We start from the raw sequence: 17,871 nt of genomic DNA, 5'->3' as shown, positions 1-17,871 counted from the left end.
CCGCGTCAGCGGGACGGACGACCGGACCCGAGCACGGGGGCGCCCGGTCAGCGCCGCTGCTGCCGTTCCGTCCTGATCCTGCGCAGCCGGTTGACCGTCACCGGGTCGTGGGCGAGGGCGCGGGGGTCGTCGAGGAGGGCGTTGAGGAGCTGGTAGTAGCGGGTCGGGGAGAGTCCGAGGCGCTCGCGGACGGCCCGCTCCTTGGCTCCGGGGCCGGGCCAGGAGCGGCGCTCGACGGCGAGCAGGGCCCGCTCGCGCGCCCCGAGCCCGGAGGCGTCGACCGCGGAGGGCGGCGGGACCGGACCTCCAGCGGCGGCGGGCGGCCGGACCGCGCTTCTCCCGTGGCCGGGCGCCGGGACCGTACCTCCGGTGGCGGCGGGCGGGAGTGCCGTGTCGCCGTCCGCGAGGGCGGGCGACGGAGCCGTAGCGCCGTGGTCGGCGGCTGACAAGCCCGTACCGCCGTCGGTGGCGGGCGACGGGGCCGTACCGTCGTCGTCGGCGGGCGACGGGGCCGTGCCGCTGTCGGCAGCGGCGGCGGGCGAACCGGCCCCGGCCCCGGCAGTGCCCCCGGTCCCGGCGGTGTCCCCGGTCCCGGCGGTGTCTCCGGTCCCGGCGGTGTCCGTCCTCGCGTCCCGTTCCTCCTCGGTCATACGACCAACCTATTACTCCGCGTTCTCCGCCGCCGTCGCCACCCGGCCGATCGAGTTCAGGACCTGGGAGGGGTTCCCGGAGGGGGTCACCGCCTTGCCGATGTTCTGCTTGACGGTCTCGCTGACCTTCGCCCAGGAGGTCTTGCCGACCGGGGGGAGCTGGCTGCCCGGGAGCGTCTTGAGGAAGACGCGGAGGTTGGCGTGCTCGGCGTCGGTCTCCATGCGGGTGGAGGCGGTGACGGTGACGGGCAGGAGGTCGTTGTCCCCGGCGAACTTCAGCACGTTCTCGTCGCTGAAGGCGAAGTTGAGGAAGTCGCCGATCTCCTTGCGGTTCCCGTTCTGCTTGAAGCCCATGATCCAGTCGGCGACGCCCATCGCGGTCTTCGCCGGGCCGTCGTTGCCGGGCAGCGCGATCTGGCCGACCTCGACGCCCTTCTTGGCCGCTTCCTTCAGGAGCGAGGGGTGGCCGTTGAGCATCCCGACCTCACCGTTCGCGAAGGAGGCGAACGCGGCCTTGCGGTTGAGCTTGCCGGGTGCGACGGGGCCGGTCAGACCCTTGCCGACGAGGTCCTTCTTGAGCCATTCGAAGGTCTTGACGTTGGCGTCGGAGTCCACGGTGTAGTGGTCGGTGCCGTCGGTCCAGCCACCACCGCCGCTGAGCATCCACATCAGCGCCTCGGCCTGCGCCTCCTCCGGTCCGAGGGGCAGCGCGAAGGGGGTGCGGACGCCGTTCTCCTTGAGCTTCCCGGCGGCCTCGGCCAGCTCGTCCCAGGTGGTGGGCGGCTTCGCCCCGGCCTCCTCGAAGAGCGCCTTGTTGTAGAAGAGGGGGCGGGTGGAGGCGACGAACGGCAGCCCGTACTGGGTGCGCTTGTGCTCCCCCGCGGAGACCAGCGGGGCGAGGAAGTTGGCCTGGACGGGGATGGAGAGGAGCTCGTCGGCGGAGTACAGCTCCCCGGCGGCGGCGTAGTCGGCGTAGGCGCCGATCTGCGCGATGTCGGGGGCCTTGTCCGCCTTGACCATCTCGGCGACCTTGCGGTCGACGTCGTCCCAGGACTCGACCTGCACCTCGACCTTGACGCCGGGGTTCTTGGCCTCGAAGGCGGCGACCAGGCCGTTCCAGTACTTCTTGGTGGTGTCGCCACCGTTGAGGTCGTAGTCGGCGGCGACCAGGCGGAGGGTCACGTCGCCGGATTCACCCCCGAGGGTGCCGCAGCCGGCGACCGTGGCGGTCAGCCCGAGGGCGGCGGCGGCCGCGGTCAGTCCAAGGAATCGTCGCCGCTGCACGGATTCGTCCACCTTTTGCTCGTCGTTGAGCTGCATCGAGCCGCACGTTCGCCCTGAGCAGGGCAGTAAGTCTCCCCCTCGGGTGGGTATGAGGTCTACACCACCCGGGTATCACTTCCGCAACACAGTCGGGACCATGGGCCCATGGCCGGTCCCGAATTTGTATCCGTACGCAACAATCCTCCGCAGTGGACTAGACCTTTTGGGTCTTCGCGCGCCAAACTGTCCTCCGTGAGACATGTCATCGCCCTGGATGTGGGCGGCACCGGTATGAAAGCCGCCCTCGTCGGGGCGGACGGCACCCTGCTCCACGAAGCCCGCCGCGCCACCGGCCGCCGCCGTGGCCCCGAGGCCGTCGTGGAGACGATCCTCGGCTTCGCCGAGGAGCTCCGCGCCCTCGGTACCGAGCGCTACGGACAGCCCGCCGCGGCCGCCGGAGTAGCCGTCCCCGGAATCGTCGACGCGGAGAACGGCATCGCCGTCTACGCCGCCAACCTCGGCTGGCGCGACGTCCCCATGCGCGAACTCCTCAGCCGCAGGCTCGACGGCATCCCCGTCGCCCTCGGCCACGACGTACGCACCGGTGGCCTCGCCGAGGGCCGGATCGGCGCGGGCAACGGCGCCGACCGCTTCCTCTTCGTCCCCCTCGGCACCGGCATCGCCGGAGCCATCGGCATCGGCGACCGCATCGAGGCGGGCGCCCACGGCTACGCGGGCGAGATCGGCCACATCGTCGTCCGCCCCGGCGGCACCGACTGCGGCTGCGGCCAGCGCGGCTGTCTGGAGCGGTACGCCTCCGCCTCCGCCGTCTCCCAGGCGTGGGCCAAGGCCAGCGGCGACCCCGAGGCCGACGCGGCCGACTGCGCCAAGGCCGTCGAGTCCGGCGACGCCAAGGCCCTCAAGGTCTGGCAGGACGCCGTCGACGCCCTCGCCGACGGTCTGGTCACCGCGCTCACCCTGCTGGACCCCCGCACGCTCATCATCGGTGGCGGACTCGCCGAGGCCGGGGAAACCTTGTTCACACCACTTCGGGCCGCGGTGGAGGAGCGAGTCACGTTCCAGAAGCTGCCCGCGATCGTCCCGGCGGCCCTCGGGGACACCGCCGGATGCCTGGGCGCGGGCCTCCTCGCCTGGGACCTTCTCGCCGCACAGCGCCCCACCGACTCGGAGGTTTCCGCCTGATGGCCGATCACAAGGTTCTCGCCGGCGCACATGTCGTGCTGCCCACCGGGATCGTCGAGAACGGACGCGTGATCGTCGACGGCGACCGCATCGCGGGCAGCTCCCCCGAGGGCACCCCGACCGTCGACCTGACCGGCCACTGGCTCGTCCCCGGCTTCGTGGACATGCACAACCACGGCGGCGGCGGCGCCTCCTTCACCTCCGGCACCGTCGACGAGGTGCTCAAGGGCATCCACACCCACCGGCTGCACGGCACCACCACCGTCGTCGCCTCCTTCGTCACCGGCGAGATGGACTTCCTCACCCAGCGGGCCGGACTGCTCTCCGAGCTGGCCGAGCAGGGCGAGCTGGCCGGTCTGCACTTCGAGGGCCCGTTCATCTCCCCGTGCCGCAAGGGCGCCCACGACGAGACGCTGCTGCGCGACCCGGACCCGGCCGAGGTCCGCAAGCTGATCGACGCCGCCCGGGGCCAGGCCAAGATGGTCACCCTCGCCACCGAGCTGCCCGGCGGCCTGGACTCCGTACGGCTGCTCGCCGAGCACGGGGTGATCGCCGCGATCGGCCACACCGACGCCAGCTACGAGCAGACCGTCGCCGCGATCGACGCGGGCGCCACCGTCGCCACCCACCTCTACAACGCGATGCCCGCCCTCGGCCACCGCGCGCCCGGCCCGATCGCCGCCCTCCTGGAGGACGAGCGGATCACCGTCGAGCTCATCAACGACGGCACCCATCTGCACCCGGCCGCCCTGGAGCTGGCCTTCCACCACGCGGGCCCCGGGCGGGTCGCCTTCATCACCGACGCCATGGACGCCGCCGGGTTCGGCGACGGCCGCTACATGCTCGGCCCGCTGGAGGTCGAGGTCAAGGACAGCGTCGCCCGGCTCGTCGAGGGCGGCTCCATCGCCGGGTCCACCCTCACCCTGGACCGCGCGTTCAAGCGCGCCGCCACCATCGACGGGCTCCCCGTCGAGGCGGTCGTCCGGGCCATCTCCGCCAACCCGGCGCGACTGCTCGGCGTGTACGACCGGGTCGGCTCCCTGGAGCCCGGCAAGGACGCCGACATCGTCGTCCTCGACGCGGAGTTCGAGCTCAAGGGCGTCATGCGCAAGGGCGAGTGGATCGTCGACCCGACGGCGGCCACGGCCGTCTGATCAGGAGTCATGCCGAAGGGCGGTGGGCCGGGGGTCTGGGCCTGCCGCCTTTCGTTTGGCATGATCGGTGCCCGTCGGAGCGCGCGTTCCACAGGACCTCACACGGAGTACGGGGTCGGTCAGATGATTCTCACGGTCACCCTCAACACGGCACTGGACCTGACGTACCGGGTCCCCGCACTCACCCCGCACACCTCCCACCGCGTCACCCAGGTCATCGAACGCCCCGGCGGCAAGGGCCTCAACGTGGCCCGGGTGCTCGCCGCCCTCGGCCACGAGACGGTCGCCACCGGTTTCGCGGGCGGCCCCACCGGCGCCGACCTGCGGGCCCGGCTCGCCGCGACCCCGGTCCTGGACGAACTCGTCGAGACCGGCGGCCCCACCCGGCGCACCGTCGCCGTCGTCGACGCGGCCTCCGGGGACACCACCCAGCTCAACGAACCCGGGCCGACCGTCACCCCCGCCGAATGGACCGCCTTCCGGACCCGCTTCACCGCGCTCCTCGACGGGGCGGCGGCGGTCGCCCTCTGCGGCAGCCTCCCGCCGGGCATCCATGTGGGGGCGTACGCGGAACTCGTCCGGCTGGCCCGTGCCGCCGAGGTGCCCGTCCTCCTGGACACCAGCGGCGAACCCCTGCGGCGGGGCATCGCGGCCCGCCCCGACCTGGTCAAACCGAACGCGGACGAGCTGGCGCAGCTCACCGGCTCCCGCGATCCGCTGCGCGCGACCCACGAGGCCCGGGGCCGGGGCGCCCGCGCGGTCGTCGCCTCGCTCGGCCCCGAGGGCCTGCTCGCGGCGACCCCGGAGGGCCTGTGGCGGGCGATCCCGCCGGCGGCGGTGAAGGGCAACCCGACGGGCGCGGGCGACTCGGCGGTGGCGGGCCTGCTCTCGGGCCTGGCCGACGACGCCCCCTGGCCGGAACGCCTGACCCGGGCGGTCGCCCTCTCGGCGGCGACGGTGCTCTCCCCGGTGGCCGGGGAGTTCGACCGCGCGGCGTACGAGGCACTGCTGCCCCGGGTGAAGGTGGCCGAGCACTCGGTTGTCCCGTGACCGTGCTGTCAGCCGCGCTCGTCAGGACGGGGCTTCAGGCGATGCGGCCGAGCGTCACGCACCTGTCGGCGACCCACCGCTTCGTCCCTCCATGGTCGAGGGGGGCCGCTCCCTGATGGTCCGGCGCCTCTCCCGCTCGGCGCGGGAGGCGCTTGATCCGTGGGAAGGGAACGCCCCCCCTTCAGCTCACCGGGGCCTGGATGACTTCCAGCCAGTCGAGCAGCACGTCGCACTGGTTGCCCGTCTCGCACGAGATCTTGATCTCGTTCTCGCCCTTCTTGAGGTCGACCGGCGCCCAGGTGGTCTGCCAGTTCTTCTCCAGGTTCGGGTCCGAGGACCCGATGAAGTTCTTCAGTCCGATCGGCTGCGAGTTCGGCTTCCCGTTGACCGTCAGGGTGGCGAAGGCGTCGACCGCGGGAATCGTGTAGCGCACGGTGAGGCGGTACTTGCCGTCCACCGGCATGTTCGCCTTCCACGTCACCGAGGAACCGAGCTGGTTGAAGCCGCCGACGTACGTGCCGTCCGCACCCTCGGCACCCTGGACGTCCTTGGCCAGGCTCGCGGAACCGCCCAGCTTCAGGGTGGCCGCCTCCTGCTTCGGCAGCTCCACCGGCGTCCTGTCGGGGCTCGGCTCGTCGCTCGGCTTCTCCGAGACCGTCGTGGGCGCGGTGGGGGCGGTGCCGCCGTCGGCCTGCTTGTCCTTGTTGTCGCCGCCCGAGTTGCTGATCACGGCGGCGGCGATGCCGATGACGACGACCGCGACGACCGCGACCGCGCCGATCAGCAGGCCCCGGGTGTTGGGGCCCCGGCCGGAGCCGCCGCCGCGCTGCTGCGGCAGCGGGGTCTGCCGGGTCTGCGGCCCGCCGTACGTCTCGGGCGCGGCGTACTGCGGCTGCGGCTGGCCGTACTGGCCCTGCTGCTGCGGCGGCACGTAGGGCTGCTGCGGCTGTCCGTACTGGCGCTCGCCGACGGTCCTGACCTGGTTGTACGAGGTGCGGGGGACGCCCGGCTGCGCGGGGGCGGGGCCGGGGTAGCCGTAGCCGCCGCCCTGCGGGGGCTGGGCGCCCGCCGCCTGACCGTCCGCGTACAGGTAGCCGAACGGATCGTCGTTCTCGGGCGTGTTCGCGCCGTCGTTACCGGCAGCCATCCGGGTTCCTCTCCATGCTCGCCAGCCGTCGCCGACCGGGCGAGCCTACCCCGAACGGCTCAGCCCCCGAAGTTCACCCGGTCGCCTCCGGCGCCTCATCCGGCCCGGCGGTGCGCCTTGGCCCGCGAGCGCTTCTCCACGTACATCCGCTGGTCAGCGGAGTTCAGGACTTCTTCGGCGGTCATCCCGCACTCCGCCCAGCCGATGCCGAAACTGGCCCCGACACGCACCGCCCGCCCGTCCACCCGGATCGGCGGGATGATCGCGTTGCGCAGACGCACCGCCAGATCGGCGGCGTCGGCCGCGCCGAGCCCGTCGGCGAGGACGACGAACTCGTCACCGCCGAGCCGGGCGACGGTGTCCCCGTCGCGGACGCCGGTGGTGAGGCGGCGGGCCACCTCGATGAGGACGGCGTCCCCGGTGTGGTGCCCGAAGCGGTCGTTGATCGACTTGAAGCCGTCGAGGTCGCAGAAGAGGACCGCGAGCCCTTTGCTGCCGTCGTCGACCTCGCCGCCGCCGGAGGGGGCGACGACATGGACGTGATGGTCGTACGGGCCCGCCCCCGCGGGCTCGAAACCGAAGCCGTGCTCGTGTTCGTGCTCGTACGGCGAGTCGTACCCCGGGTGCGGGGAGGGCTCGGCACCGGCCGGGTCGGTGCCGCCGGAGTCGTAGCCCTCGTACCCGGCGGGTCCGTGCCCCGGGGACTCGGCACCGTAGCCGAAGCCGCCGTATCCGGCGCCCTGCTCGGCCCCCGCGTACGCCGCCGGGCGCTCGCAGATCCGGGCCGAGAGCCGGGAGCGCAGCTCGGCGCTGTTGGGGAGGCCGGTGAGGGCGTCGTGCGAGGCGCGGTGGGCGAGCTGGAGCTCGTGCCGCTTGCGCTCCTCGATGTCCTCGACGTGGGTGAGGAGGAAACGGGGGCCGTCGGCGGTGTCGGCGACCACCGAGTTGCGCAGGGACACCCAGACGTAGGTGCCGTCGCGCCGGCCGAGCCGCAGTTCGGCCCTGCCGCCCTCGGCGGAGGTCCGCAGCAGGGTCCCGATGTCCCCGGGGTGGACGAGGTCGGCGAAGGAGTAGCGCCGCATCACGGAGGCGGGGCGGCCGAGGAGCCTGCACAGGGCGTCGTTCGTACGGAGCAGCCGGCCGTGCTGGTCGCCGCCCATCTCGGCGATGGCCATGCCGGAGGGGGCGTACTCGAAGGCCTGCCGGAAGGACTCCTCGCTGGCGCGCAGGGCCTGCTGCTCGCGCTCCAGGCGGACCAGGGCGCGCTGCATGTTGGAGCGGAGGCGTGCGTTGCTGATGGCGATGGCCGACTGGGACGCGTACATCTGGAGGGCTTCCTGGCCCCAGGGCCCGGGGTGGCGGCCGTTGCGCGGGCGGTCGACGGATATGACCCCGAGGAGCTCCCTGCCGGAGCCGGAGGGGACCCCTCCGGTGCGTGCGGAGCCGAGCGTGGGCGCGTACATGGGGGCGTAGAGGCGGTCGTGGGGGTGCCACTCGTCCTCGAAGCGGGGCGCGGGCCCGTCGGTGTGCCACTGGGGGACGTCGTCGTCCATGAGCACCCAGCCCTCGGTGTGCGGTATGAACCGCAGCTCGCCCCAGGAGCAGCCCATGGAGAGGCGCCGCTCCCAGGAGGCGCGGGAGCCGACCCGGCCGGTGATCAGGGCTTCGGCGGCGGAGCTCCCGGCGAAGGCGGCGACGACGAGGTCACCGTCGGGGCGTACGAGGTTGACGCAGGCCAGCTCGTAGTTGAGACCGGCGACCACGCCGTCGGCGACGGTCTGCAGGGTGTCCGCAAGGCTGCGCGCGGTGTTGAGGTCCGCCACGACCCGGTGCAGCTGCCGCAGGGTCGAGAGACGGACGTACGGCTCCGACTCGGTCTCCATCGCTCGCTCTCCCCGAGACCTCGACAGCAAACTCCAGGCTTCTCATCGGCTTCGTGTCACACGTTCACCATTCAATGTGCACTGTCATCGCCACTGAATCACAGCGAGCTGCACACCCGGTACACAGGGTCAGCAATTACTGGCCTCTGTGACTCAAGTCACAACAGGTCATGGCGGGTCGCGCCGGACCGGGGGGACGGGGGGCGCGGGTGGGTGCGGAGGGCCGGTCGGGGGCGGGGGCCCGGCGGCCCTGAGGGCCGGGGGATGCGGAGGGCCGGGCGGGGGCCCGCCCTGAGCGCCGGGGGATGCGGAGGGCCGGGGATGCGGGGGCCAGTGGAGCCAGTGGGGCCAGTGGGGCCTGAGGTTCTGGGTGGCCCAGGGGCCGGTGGGTGGGGAGCATCGCTGGGCCCTGAGGGCCGGGGGGTCCTAGGACCGGTGGGGGTGCCCGGCTGGTCCCCCCGCCCGATGCGCCCGCCGGAGCGCCGGGGCTAGCGTGCGAATGTGCTGCAGAAGACTCCCGCCCCGCCCCCCGTGTCCGATCTTGCCGTCCCTCATGCTGGAGGGGTGAGCAACGACGAGTTCCGGGCGGCGATGTCCCGCCTCGCGGCGGGCGTGGTCCTGGTGACCGCGCACGATCCCGACGACGGGCCGCGCGGCGAGGACGTCGGCATGACGGCCACCGCCTTCGTGTCGGTCTCCCTCGATCCGCCACTGGTCCTGGTCAGCCTCCGCAACGGCTCCCGCATGGACGACCTGCTCGCCGAGGTGCCGGTGTGGGCGGTGTCGCTGCTCGCGGAGGACCAGCGGCAGATCGCGGGGCGCTTCGCGATGAAGAACCGGGTCAGCGACCGGCTCCTCTTCGCGGACCTGCCGTACGTCCGGGGCGAGGAGAGCGGCGCCCCGCTGATGGGCGGCGCGCTCGCGGTCCTGGAGTGCCGTACGGAGAGCCGGGTGGTGGCCGGTGACCACACGCTCGTGGTGGGCCGGGTCCTGACGGCGGCCACCCGTACGACGGAGGGCGGCCCGCTGGCGTACTTCCAGGGGAAGTACCGACAGCTGTCCTGAGGCTCGCGGGTCGGCGGAGGCTCCGAGGGTCGCGCGTGCCCGTGAGGAAGAGGAGCGGGGCGCAGGCAGAAGCGCCCGAAGGGCTCGTGAGGCATCGGGCGTGGCCCCGTGAGGGCCGACGGAGGCCCGTAGGGGACCGGGCTGAGCCCGTAGGGGACCCGGCTGAGCCCGTACGGGACCGGGCTGAGCCCGTAGGGAACCCTGCGGAGCCCGTACGGGAGCGGCTCAGCTCCAGTCGCGGGAGTTGCGGGTCCGCTTGGTCTCCGAGCGCTGCTTCTTCTCCCGCAGCCGCCGCTCGTTGATGCCGCGCGGGATCTTCGTCGCTCTGCGGGGCTTCGGCGGCGGGGCGGTCGCCTCGGCGAGGAGCGCGGCCAGGCGGACCGCCGCCGTCTCGCGGTTGCGCCACTGGGAGCGGTGCTCCGAGGCCCGTACGGACACGACGCCGCCGACCAGACGGCCCGCGAGTCGCTCCAGCGCCCGCGCCTTCCACACCTCGGGCAGCGCCTCCGTGGCGGCCAGGTCGAACCGCAGCTCGACCTGCGAGTCGCTGGTGTTCACATGCTGTCCGCCCGGACCCGACGAACGCGAGAAACGCCACTGGAGCTCGGCCTCGGGCAGTGAGACGGAGCCACGGATGGGATAGGGACCGGACATGCCCCCATGTTCCCCGTGCGGGGCCGTCGGAGTCACCCGGATTTCCGCCCGACTTCCCTCCCGTGCTTCCCTCCGGTCTCCCTTCCCGTCTCCCTTCCCATCCTCTCCTCGGTCCCTCCCTCGGCCCCTCTTCCGCCCTTTTCCCCTCTCTCCTCCTCTCTCCTCCTCCCTCCGTTCCCTCCGTGCCCTTCTCCTTCGGTGCCCTTCACCCGTATGCCGACGGCGGAACGTCCCCGGGAACCGTCGACGGCACCCACGCGTTCCTCCAGACGAAGACACCACGATGAAAGGGACTTTCCATGGCTGTGAGCCTGTCCAAGGGCGGCAACGTCTCTCTGACCAAGGAGGCCCCCGGCCTCACCGCCGTCACCGTGGGCCTCGGCTGGGACGTCCGCACGACCACCGGCACCGACTTCGACCTCGACGCCTCCGCGATCGGCGTGGACGCCGCAGGCAAGGTCGCCTCCGACGCCCACTTCGTCTTCTTCAACAACAAGTCGACGCCGGACCAGACCATCGTCCACACCGGTGACAACCGCACCGGCGAGGGCGGCGGCGACGACGAGCAGATCAACGTGAACCTGGCGGGCCTCCCGGCGACCGTCGAGAAGATCGTCTTCCCGGTCTCCATCTACGACGCGGTCAACCGCTCGCAGAACTTCGGCCAGGTGCGCAACGCGTACATCCGCATCGTCAACCAGGCGGGCGGCGCCGAGCTGGCCCGCTACGACCTCTCCGAGGACGCCGCGACCGAGACCGCCATGGTCTTCGGCGAGCTGTACCGCAACGGCGCCGAGTGGAAGTTCCGCGCCGTCGGCCAGGGCTACGCCTCGGGCCTGGAGGGCATCGCCCGCGACTTCGGCGTCAACATCTGACATCGCTCCGGCACCGGGCACGACCCCCCTGGGGGCGCACCGGTGAGGGACACCGGTAGAGCCCCGGCGGGGAACCCCGCCGGGGCTCTACCCTTTCCGCGTGATCGTCGAAGCCCTCGTGCCCAAGGCCCTGGAGGACGGCGCGGCCCTCCCCGGCCCGCTGCTCACCGAACTCACCGCGCTGTACGCGTCCGACGAGGAGTTCCAGCAGCTCAGCGGGGACTTCCCGGACCCGTCCGACATCCGCCCCGAGCAGGTCGCCGCCGCGCTCGCCGAGGAGTTCGCACAGCCCTCGGCGGAGGTGCTGCTGGCCCGTTCCGAGGGCAGGCTCGTCGCGGTCGCGGTGACCCTCGGCCACCGTCCCGACCCGGCGGACCCCGATCCCTGGCTGGGCCTCCTGATGGTCCACGGGGACGTACGGCGCACCGGTCACGGGCGTCGCCTCGCCGCGTACGTCGAGGACCGCTTCCGCGCCCGGGGCCGGACCGGACTGCGGCTCGCCGTCCTGGAGGACAACCCGAAGGCGCTGGTCTTCTGGACCTCGCTCGGATACGAGGAGATCGCCCGCCGCCCGGACCTCGCGCACGGACGGCCGTGTCTGGTCCTGCGGAAACCGCTGGCCGCTCAGGGGGCGGACGGCCTGTCCTCGCCGTAGAGCCAGACGGCCCACAGCCTGCCGAGGTCCCGCCCGGCGACACTCTCGGCGTACGCGGTGAAGTCGGCCGTGGTGGCGTTGGCGTGGCGGTACTTCACGAGCCAGCCGCGCAGGATCCCGTCGAAGGTCCGGTCCCCGACGGTCTCGCGGAGCTTGTGCAGGACCATGGCGCCCCGCTGGTAGACGGGCGCGTCGAAGAGGTTGTCGGCGGTGGGCGGCTCCGCCGGGGGGAAGGCCCAGTTGGCCTCCTGGGCGAAGGCCGTCTCGAAGCGCTTCCGCGCCGGGACGTGCTCGTACGCCTCCCCGTACAGCCATTCGGCGTAGGTCGCGAAGCCCTCGTTCAGCCACAGGTCCCGCCAGCTCGCGGGCGTCACCGAGTTCCCGAACCACTGGTGGGCCAGTTCGTGGACGAGGGTCGTCCGGTCGAAGGAGGCGAGGGGGAAGACCGGCCGGGTCTGGGTCTCCAGGGCGTAGTCGAGGGTGCCGTCGGCGACGACGGTCGCCCCGGCGACCGCGAAGGGGTACGGGCCGAAGAGCCGCTCCTGCCGGGCCACGATGCCGGGCACCTCGGCGCGCAGCGCGGCCGTACGCGCGGCGAGGGACCGCTCGGCGGCGGTGAGGACGGAGGGCCCGGGACTTCCCGTAGGGGATGCGGGGGCCGTCGGGGATCCGGTGCTCACCGGGCCGGGCGGGCGCTCCGTCGTCGTCTCGTAGTGGCCGACCGTAACCGTCGCCAGATAGCTCGCCATCGGCTCGGGTGCGTGCCAGACGCTGGTGACGCGGCCGTCGGGCGCCGTCCTGCGGGCGGTCCTGACCCCGTTCGCCAGGGCTTCGAGACCGGCCGGGACGGTGATCGTGATGTCGTACGCGGCCTTGTCGGAGGGGTGGTGGTTGCCCGGGAACCAGGTCATGGACCCGGCGGGCTCGCCGACCGCGACGGCCCCGTCCGCGGTCCTCAGCCAGCCCTCCCGGGCGCCGTCCGGGTCGGTGAGCGGCTCGGGCACGCCCGCGTACGCGACGACCGCGCGGAACTCGGCGCCCTTCCGGATGTCCTCGCGCGGCCGGAGCGTCAGTTCGTTCCCCGCCCGGTTGGCGGCGGCGGGCGCGCCGTCGACGGTGGTGGTGCCGACGGTGAGCCCGGCCAGGTCGAGGTTGAAGGCGCTCAGGTCCTGGGTGGCACGGGCCGTGATGTCGGCGGTGCCGGAGAGCCGCCCGGACGCCGGGTCGTACGTGAGGGTCAGGGCGTAGTGCCGTACGTCGTAGCCGCCGTTGCCGAGCTTCGGGAAGTACGGGTCGCGCAGTCCGGCCGCGCCGGGGGTGCCCCGGACGCCGCCACCGGCCTCCGTACAGCCCCCGGCGAGCAGAGCGAGGGCGGTGAGGGCGGCGGCGAGACCGCCCGCGGCGGCTCCGGTCCGGTGGCGCTGAGTCACGTACCGATCCTAGACAGGACGGAGGGGTGATCCCGTACGGAACGCCCTGCCGGGGAGTCCCGTAGGGGAAGGTCCTGCCGGGGAAGTCCCCTACGGAACGCCCTGCCGGGAAGTCCCGTACGGGACGGGTCCCACGGGTTTCCGAGAGACGGCGACGGCGCCCGGCGGGGGAGCCGGGCGCCGTCGCCTGCCGGGGTGGTTACCGGCCGAGGGTGGCGATGCCTGCCTGGGCGAACTTCTCGTCGAGGTCGCCGGAGGGGGCTCCGGCGACGCCGATGCCTGCGATGGGGGCGCCCTTGGCGGTGACGGGGGCGCCTCCGGCGAGGAAGAGGGTGCCGGGGATGTCCTTGAGGTTGGGGGTGCTGGTGAGGCGTCCGGCGAGGACGGAGGTGGGGGCGTTCCAGGAGACGGCGGTGAAGGCCTTCTTCACGGCGGACTCGTAGGACTGGGGGCCCGCGCCGTCGCCGCGGAGGGTGACGAGGGTGTTGCCGTTGCGGTCGACGACGGCGACGGAGACGCGCTGGTTCTCCTTCTCGGCGGCCTTCAGGGTCGCCTGCGCCGCCTTGGTCGCCGCCTCGATCGTCAGATGCGTCGACTGCTGGAGGTTGCCGTTGCCCGCGTCGGCACGGACGGCGGCGGCGGGGGCCGCGGCCGGGGCGGAGGCGTTCGCGGAGACCGCGCCGAAGGTACCGGCGGCGAGGACGGTGGCGGCGGTGGCACCGAAGAGGATCTTCTTCATGGGGAGCTCCGTGAGAGTGGGATACGGGAAGAGGAGGAGGTCGTCCGGGCGTCGGTGCGGTGTGCCGCCCCTTCGCTCCGCACTCCATCCTGTGGCCGGGCCCGGGGCCCCTCGGTCCACGGTCCGGCTGTCCTCCTCGCGCACACTGGAGGACGGCCGGGTCAGCCGATCGGCTGATGCCGTCCTGGTCCTTCCGGGCCAGCATGGAGTGATGTCCCCAGGTCAGACGGGTAGGAAGGCGGGAACGTGACAGAGCCGAAGACACCGGACGGCAGACGGCACGCGACGGCCGGCCTCCCGGACGCGGGGACGGAGCGGGGCTCCGAAGCGGAGCGGGGCTCCGAAGCGGGGCGAGGACCCCGGCCGGAGCACGGTCCCGGTACCGGGCGCGGCACTGCGGAGGGACGCGGCCCCGACGCGGGGCGCGGATACGCGGAGGGGGGCCACCCCGATACCGGGCGCGGCCCCGGGGCAGGGCTGGGACCCCGGACCGACCCTGACCCCGACCCCGTGGGGGAACCCCGCACGACCGGACCGCACGACCCCGAGCACGACCCCACCCCCGTACGGGAACCCCGAACAGCCGGACCGCACGACCCCGACCCCGACACCAACCCTGACCCTGACCCCACTCCCGTACGGGAACCCCGCACGACCGGACCGCACCGCCCCCACGCCGAGCACGACCCCGACGCGCCCTGGCTCGCGCGCGTCATGCACATCGCGTTCTTCCTGCTCCTCGGCGCCTCCCTCGCCCGGTTCCTGCTGCGTCACCCCTGGGAGGACCGCAGCCCCTGGATCGTCGCCCTCTCCGGCGCCCTCGCCTCCCTGTACCTCCTCGGGCCCGTCGTCGGGACCCGCGCCGCGCCCCGCCGGATCGCCTGGCTGTGCACGGTCGTCGCCGTCTGGATGCTGCTCGTCGTCCTCGCGCCCAGCTTCGCCTGGTGCGCGGTGCCGCTCTTCTACACCGGGCTGCGCACCCTCCCCGCGCGCGCCGCGCTCGGACTGGTGCTGCTGCTCACCGCGTTCGTGGTCTTCGCGCAGGTACAGCTCGCGCACGGCGGCTGGGACCCGAACCTGATCGTCGCGCCGCCCGCCGTCGCCGCCATCGCGACCGGCGTGTTCGTGTACTCCGACCGGCAGGCGGCCCGGCAGCGGGCCCTCATCGACGACCTGATCCGCACCCGCCGCGAACTCGCCGCGACCGAGCGGCGCGAGGGCACCCTCGCCGAACGGCAGCGGCTGTCCATGGAGATCCACGACACCCTGGCGCAGGGCCTGTCCAGCCAGCAGATGCTGCTCCAGGCGGCCGACCGCACCTGGGACGGCGACCCGGCCACGGCCCGCCGCCATGTCCGTACGGCCCAGTCCATCGCCGAGCGCAACCTCGCCGAGGCCCGCCGTTTCGTCCACGACCTGGCCCCCGCCGACCTCGCCGAGGGCGGCGGTCTGGAAGAGGCGCTGCGGGGGCTCGCGGCGCGCGAGTCGGCCGCGTTCCGGGTGGACGGGACGGCCGTACCGCTCCCTGAGCGGGTGCAGTCGGCGCTGCTGCGGATCGCCCAGGGCGCCCTCGCCAACATCCGCGAGCACGCCGCCGCCGACTCCGCCGCGCTCACCCTGACGTACCTCGACGACCAGGTCGTCCTGGACATCGCCGACGACGGCCGCGGCTTCGACCCGGCGGAGCGGCCGGGCGGGGTGCGCGGCCACGGACTGCCCGCGATGGGCGTCCGCGCGCGGCAGCTCGGCGGCACCCTGACCGTCGAGTCCACCCCGGGCGAGGGCACGGTGCTCTCGGCCGCGATCCCGCTCTCCCTGGAGTCCTGATGTCCGTACGCATCCTCCTCTGCGACGACCACGTCGTCGTCCGCGCCGGGCTGCTCGCGCTGCTCGGCAGCACTCCCGACATCGAGGTCGTCGGCGAGGCGGGCAGCGGCGAGGAGGCCGTGGCCATGGCGGCGAAGCTGAAGCCGGACGTCGTCCTGATGGACCTCCAGCTCGGGGCGGGCATCGACGGGGTGGAGGCGACCCGGCGGATCGCGCCGACGGGCGTCCACGTCCTCGTCCTCACCACGTACGACACGGACGCGGACATCACCCGGGCGATCGAGGCGGGTGCCACCGGCTATCTGCTGAAGGCCGAGCGGCCCGAGGAACTGTTCGCCGCGATCCACGCGGCGGCGCAGGGCCGTACGGCCCTGTCCCCGCCGGTCGCGAGCCGGGTGATGGACCGGATGCGGGGCGCGGCGGGCCCGAGCCTCACGGACCGGGAGCGGGACATCCTGGGCCAGTTGGCGCGGGGGCTCGGCAACCGGGAGATCGCGCGGGCGCTGTTCATCAGCGAGGCGACGGTGAAGACGCACCTCGGCCGGATCTACGCGAAGCTCGGCGTCGACACGCGCGCGGGCGCGGTGTCGGTGGCGAAGGAACGGCGCCTGCTTCCCTGAGGGGCGGGGGCGGGTCGTCGTACAAAGCCGCGGACTCGGGTCGTCGTACAGAGCCGGGGCTCGGGCCCTCGCACAGGGCCAGGGGCTCGGGTCCCCGTAAGGGACGGATACGAACCGCAGTCAGGGGCAGCGAAACCCCCGTAAGGGACGGGTGCGGGCCGCCCGGTCCGGGGCGTCTCCGGGACCGCCCCGCCCCCCACTGCTACTGTGCGTTGCCGTCCGACCGCGCGGTGTCATGTCGCGCCGTCCGTTGCAGTCAGCACCGTGGGAGCGCACGTGAAGCTCGCGATCGTCGGCGGCGGTCCCGCCGGCCTCTACCTCTCGATCCTGCTGAAGCGGCAGGACCCTTCCCACGACATCACGGTCCACGAACGGAACCCGGAGGGTTCCACGTACGGCTGGGGCGTGACGTACTGGGCCGGGCTCCTCGACAAGCTGCGCGAGGGCGACCCCGAGTCGGCGGCGGCGATCGAGGCCGCCTCGGTGACCTGGACCGACGGCCTCGCGATCGTCCGCGACGAGCGGACCGTCCACCGCGGCGACGCGGGCTTCGGCATCGGACGGCGCCGGATGCTCGCGCTGCTCGCCGACCGGGCGGCGGGACTCGGCGTACGGATCAGGTTCGAGCACGACGTCCCCGGGCCCGACGCGCCCGAACTCGCCGACGCGGACCTGGTCGTCGCCGCCGACGGCGTCAACAGCGTGCTCCGCGAGGCGCACACCGACCACTTCGGCAGCACGGTCACCAGCGGTCGCAACCCGTACGTCTGGCTCGGCACCACCAAGGTCTTCGACTCCTTCAGCTTCGCCTTCAAGGAGACCGCGCACGGCTGGATCTGGTGCTACGCGTACGGGTTCAGCGGCGAACGCTCCACCTGTGTCGTCGAGTGCGCCCCGGAGACGTGGACCGGCCTCGGTCTGGACACCCTCGGCGAGACGGACAGCCTGCGGCTCCTGGAGAAGCTGTTCGAGGACCTGCTCGACGGGCACGAGCTGATCGGCCGGGACCGGGCCGACGACACCACCCAGTGGCTCACCTTCCGCACCCTCACCAACCGGGTCTGGCACCGCGACCGGCTCGTCCTCCTCGGCGACGCCGCCCACACCACCCACTACTCGATCGGCGCGGGCACCACCCTGGCCCTGGAGGACGCCCTCGTCCTCGCGGACTCCCTGCGGACCTCCGCCGACCTGGACACGGCCCTCACCACGTACGGCAAACGGCGGCGCGCCGAACTCGTCTCCGCGCAGAGCGCCGCCCGGTACAGCGCCCAGTGGTACGAGAACCTCCCCCGCTACATGCGGCTGGAGCCCGCCAAGATGTTCGCGCTCCTCGGCCAGCGGCACTCCCCGCTGCTCCCGCACGTCCCGCCGCAGCTGTACTACCGGATCGACCGGGCCGCCGAGCAGCTGGAACCGCTGCGCCGCCTCAAGCGCTGGCTCGGCCCGAGGGTGGCCCGCGCGGTCCACGGCCGCCGCTGAACACCCGGCCCCCACCGGACGGACCCGCCGGGCACGCCCGCGCCGCACGGACCACCGGGCACGCCCCCACCGGACGGGCCGTCGAGTACGCCCCCACCCGGGCGAGGCCGCCCCGACGCACCCCCACCCGGACGGCCCCGTCCCGGCGCGCTCCCACCGGGCGGGCCCGTGAGG

Annotated in this window: 16 protein-coding genes; 9 read left to right on the top strand and 7 right to left on the bottom strand. The window is 73.3% G+C overall.

Features of this window, described 5'->3' with window-relative positions; genetic code table 11:
• Nucleotides 1-47 precede the first annotated feature (47 nt).
• Together ACIO92_RS31590 and ACIO92_RS31585 are read right to left on the bottom strand one after the other, a co-directional pair.
• Nucleotides 48-449, bottom strand: coding sequence for a DUF3263 domain-containing protein (locus ACIO92_RS31590; RefSeq protein WP_401240396.1), 402 nt, complete (start codon nt 447-449; stop codon nt 48-50).
• A 213-nt stretch (nt 450-662) separates the two neighbouring features.
• A complete protein-coding gene (locus ACIO92_RS31585; protein WP_366445501.1) occupies nt 663-1,970 on the bottom strand; it encodes an extracellular solute-binding protein in 1,308 nt (435 codons plus the stop codon).
• A gap of 195 nt (nt 1,971-2,165) precedes the next feature.
• Between ACIO92_RS31585 and ACIO92_RS31580 the strand changes: the two genes are divergently transcribed.
• The 3 genes from ACIO92_RS31580 (at nt 2,166) to ACIO92_RS31570 (ending at nt 5,320) form a co-directional block, all read left to right on the top strand.
• Complete coding sequence (locus ACIO92_RS31580; RefSeq protein ID WP_366445502.1) at nt 2,166-3,116, top strand: ROK family protein; 951 nt, start codon at nt 2,166-2,168, stop codon at nt 3,114-3,116.
• Nucleotides 3,116-4,270: an N-acetylglucosamine-6-phosphate deacetylase gene (gene nagA, locus ACIO92_RS31575; protein WP_401240315.1), complete on the top strand. Its 1,155-nt coding sequence runs from the start codon at nt 3,116-3,118 to the stop codon at nt 4,268-4,270. Before ACIO92_RS31580 ends, nagA begins: the two co-directional genes overlap by 1 nt.
• Nucleotides 4,271-4,393: 123 nt before the next feature.
• Entirely contained in the window at nt 4,394-5,320 is a 927-nt protein-coding gene (locus ACIO92_RS31570; protein WP_366445504.1) for a 1-phosphofructokinase family hexose kinase, read from the top strand.
• A gap of 181 nt (nt 5,321-5,501) precedes the next feature.
• On the opposite strand, the gene ACIO92_RS31565 is transcribed toward ACIO92_RS31570, so the two are convergent.
• Both ACIO92_RS31565 and cdgB read right to left on the bottom strand, forming a co-directional pair.
• Complete coding sequence (locus ACIO92_RS31565; RefSeq protein WP_402060674.1) at nt 5,502-6,467, bottom strand: CBM35 domain-containing protein; 966 nt, start codon at nt 6,465-6,467, stop codon at nt 5,502-5,504.
• A 95-nt stretch (nt 6,468-6,562) separates the two neighbouring features.
• The gene (cdgB, locus tag ACIO92_RS31560) at nt 6,563-8,350 is read right to left on the bottom strand and encodes a diguanylate cyclase CdgB (RefSeq protein WP_366445506.1); all 1,788 of its coding nucleotides are present in this window, start codon (nt 8,348-8,350) and stop codon (nt 6,563-6,565) included.
• 501 nt (nt 8,351-8,851) lie between these two features.
• Between cdgB and ACIO92_RS31555 the strand changes: the two genes are divergently transcribed.
• Complete coding sequence (locus ACIO92_RS31555; RefSeq protein ID WP_401240311.1) at nt 8,852-9,415, top strand: flavin reductase family protein; 564 nt, start codon at nt 8,852-8,854, stop codon at nt 9,413-9,415.
• A 225-nt stretch (nt 9,416-9,640) separates the two neighbouring features.
• Here ACIO92_RS31555 and arfB read toward each other — a convergent pair whose 3' ends face one another.
• Complete coding sequence (arfB, locus tag ACIO92_RS31550; protein WP_402060677.1) at nt 9,641-10,069, bottom strand: alternative ribosome rescue aminoacyl-tRNA hydrolase ArfB; 429 nt, start codon at nt 10,067-10,069, stop codon at nt 9,641-9,643.
• A 299-nt stretch (nt 10,070-10,368) separates the two neighbouring features.
• Between arfB and ACIO92_RS31545 the strand changes: the two genes are divergently transcribed.
• Together ACIO92_RS31545 and ACIO92_RS31540 are read left to right on the top strand one after the other, a co-directional pair.
• Nucleotides 10,369-10,944, top strand: a complete 576-nt coding sequence (locus tag ACIO92_RS31545) for a TerD family protein (RefSeq protein WP_366445509.1) — start codon at nt 10,369-10,371, stop codon at nt 10,942-10,944.
• A 100-nt stretch (nt 10,945-11,044) separates the two neighbouring features.
• Nucleotides 11,045-11,599, top strand: a complete 555-nt coding sequence (locus ACIO92_RS31540; protein ID WP_402283837.1) for a GNAT family N-acetyltransferase — start codon at nt 11,045-11,047, stop codon at nt 11,597-11,599.
• On the opposite strand, the gene ACIO92_RS31535 is transcribed toward ACIO92_RS31540, so the two are convergent.
• Both ACIO92_RS31535 and ACIO92_RS31530 read right to left on the bottom strand, forming a co-directional pair.
• On the bottom strand, nt 11,569-13,029 hold the full coding sequence (locus ACIO92_RS31535; RefSeq protein ID WP_402283839.1) for a M1 family metallopeptidase: 1,461 nt from the start codon (nt 13,027-13,029) through the stop codon (nt 11,569-11,571). The genes ACIO92_RS31540 and ACIO92_RS31535 overlap by 31 nt on opposite strands.
• A gap of 199 nt (nt 13,030-13,228) precedes the next feature.
• Complete coding sequence (locus ACIO92_RS31530) at nt 13,229-13,768, bottom strand: heme-binding protein (RefSeq protein ID WP_366445512.1); 540 nt, start codon at nt 13,766-13,768, stop codon at nt 13,229-13,231.
• A 714-nt stretch (nt 13,769-14,482) separates the two neighbouring features.
• Here ACIO92_RS31530 and ACIO92_RS31525 point away from each other — a divergent pair.
• The 3 genes from ACIO92_RS31525 (at nt 14,483) to ACIO92_RS31515 (ending at nt 17,697) form a co-directional block, all read left to right on the top strand.
• Nucleotides 14,483-15,595 (top strand): sensor histidine kinase, encoded by a 1,113-nt coding sequence (locus ACIO92_RS31525; protein ID WP_366445513.1) that lies wholly within the window; start codon nt 14,483-14,485, stop codon nt 15,593-15,595.
• Nucleotides 15,595-16,215: a response regulator transcription factor gene (locus ACIO92_RS31520; RefSeq protein ID WP_366445514.1), complete on the top strand. Its 621-nt coding sequence runs from the start codon at nt 15,595-15,597 to the stop codon at nt 16,213-16,215. Before ACIO92_RS31525 ends, ACIO92_RS31520 begins: the two co-directional genes overlap by 1 nt.
• A gap of 276 nt (nt 16,216-16,491) precedes the next feature.
• A complete protein-coding gene (locus ACIO92_RS31515; RefSeq protein ID WP_366445524.1) occupies nt 16,492-17,697 on the top strand; it encodes an FAD-dependent monooxygenase in 1,206 nt (401 codons plus the stop codon).
• Nucleotides 17,698-17,871: the final 174 nt, after the last annotated feature.

This window comes from Streptomyces sp. NPDC087215, from assembly GCF_044744885.1.
Classification (GTDB): Bacteria; Actinomycetota; Actinomycetes; order Streptomycetales; family Streptomycetaceae; genus Streptomyces.
Note: the sequence above shows the minus strand (reverse complement) of the source record. Positions and strands in the feature narration are given on the sequence as shown.

Excerpts from the sequence above, each read along its gene's own strand:
- ACIO92_RS31570 (WP_366445504.1), top strand. The coding sequence starts at position 4,394 with ATGATTCTCACGGTCACCCTCAACACGGCACTGGACCTGACGTACCGG.
- ACIO92_RS31520 (WP_366445514.1), top strand. The coding sequence starts at position 15,595 with ATGTCCGTACGCATCCTCCTCTGCGACGACCACGTCGTCGTCCGCGCC.
- cdgB (WP_366445506.1), bottom strand. The coding sequence starts at position 8,350 with ATGGAGACCGAGTCGGAGCCGTACGTCCGTCTCTCGACCCTGCGGCAG.
- nagA (WP_401240315.1), top strand. The coding sequence starts at position 3,116 with ATGGCCGATCACAAGGTTCTCGCCGGCGCACATGTCGTGCTGCCCACC.
- ACIO92_RS31545 (WP_366445509.1), top strand. The coding sequence starts at position 10,369 with ATGGCTGTGAGCCTGTCCAAGGGCGGCAACGTCTCTCTGACCAAGGAG.
- arfB (WP_402060677.1), bottom strand. The coding sequence starts at position 10,069 with ATGTCCGGTCCCTATCCCATCCGTGGCTCCGTCTCACTGCCCGAGGCC.
- ACIO92_RS31565 (WP_402060674.1), bottom strand. The coding sequence starts at position 6,467 with ATGGCTGCCGGTAACGACGGCGCGAACACGCCCGAGAACGACGATCCG.
- ACIO92_RS31525 (WP_366445513.1), top strand. The coding sequence starts at position 14,483 with ATGCACATCGCGTTCTTCCTGCTCCTCGGCGCCTCCCTCGCCCGGTTC.
- ACIO92_RS31530 (WP_366445512.1), bottom strand. The coding sequence starts at position 13,768 with ATGAAGAAGATCCTCTTCGGTGCCACCGCCGCCACCGTCCTCGCCGCC.
- ACIO92_RS31585 (WP_366445501.1), bottom strand. The coding sequence starts at position 1,970 with ATGCAGCTCAACGACGAGCAAAAGGTGGACGAATCCGTGCAGCGGCGA.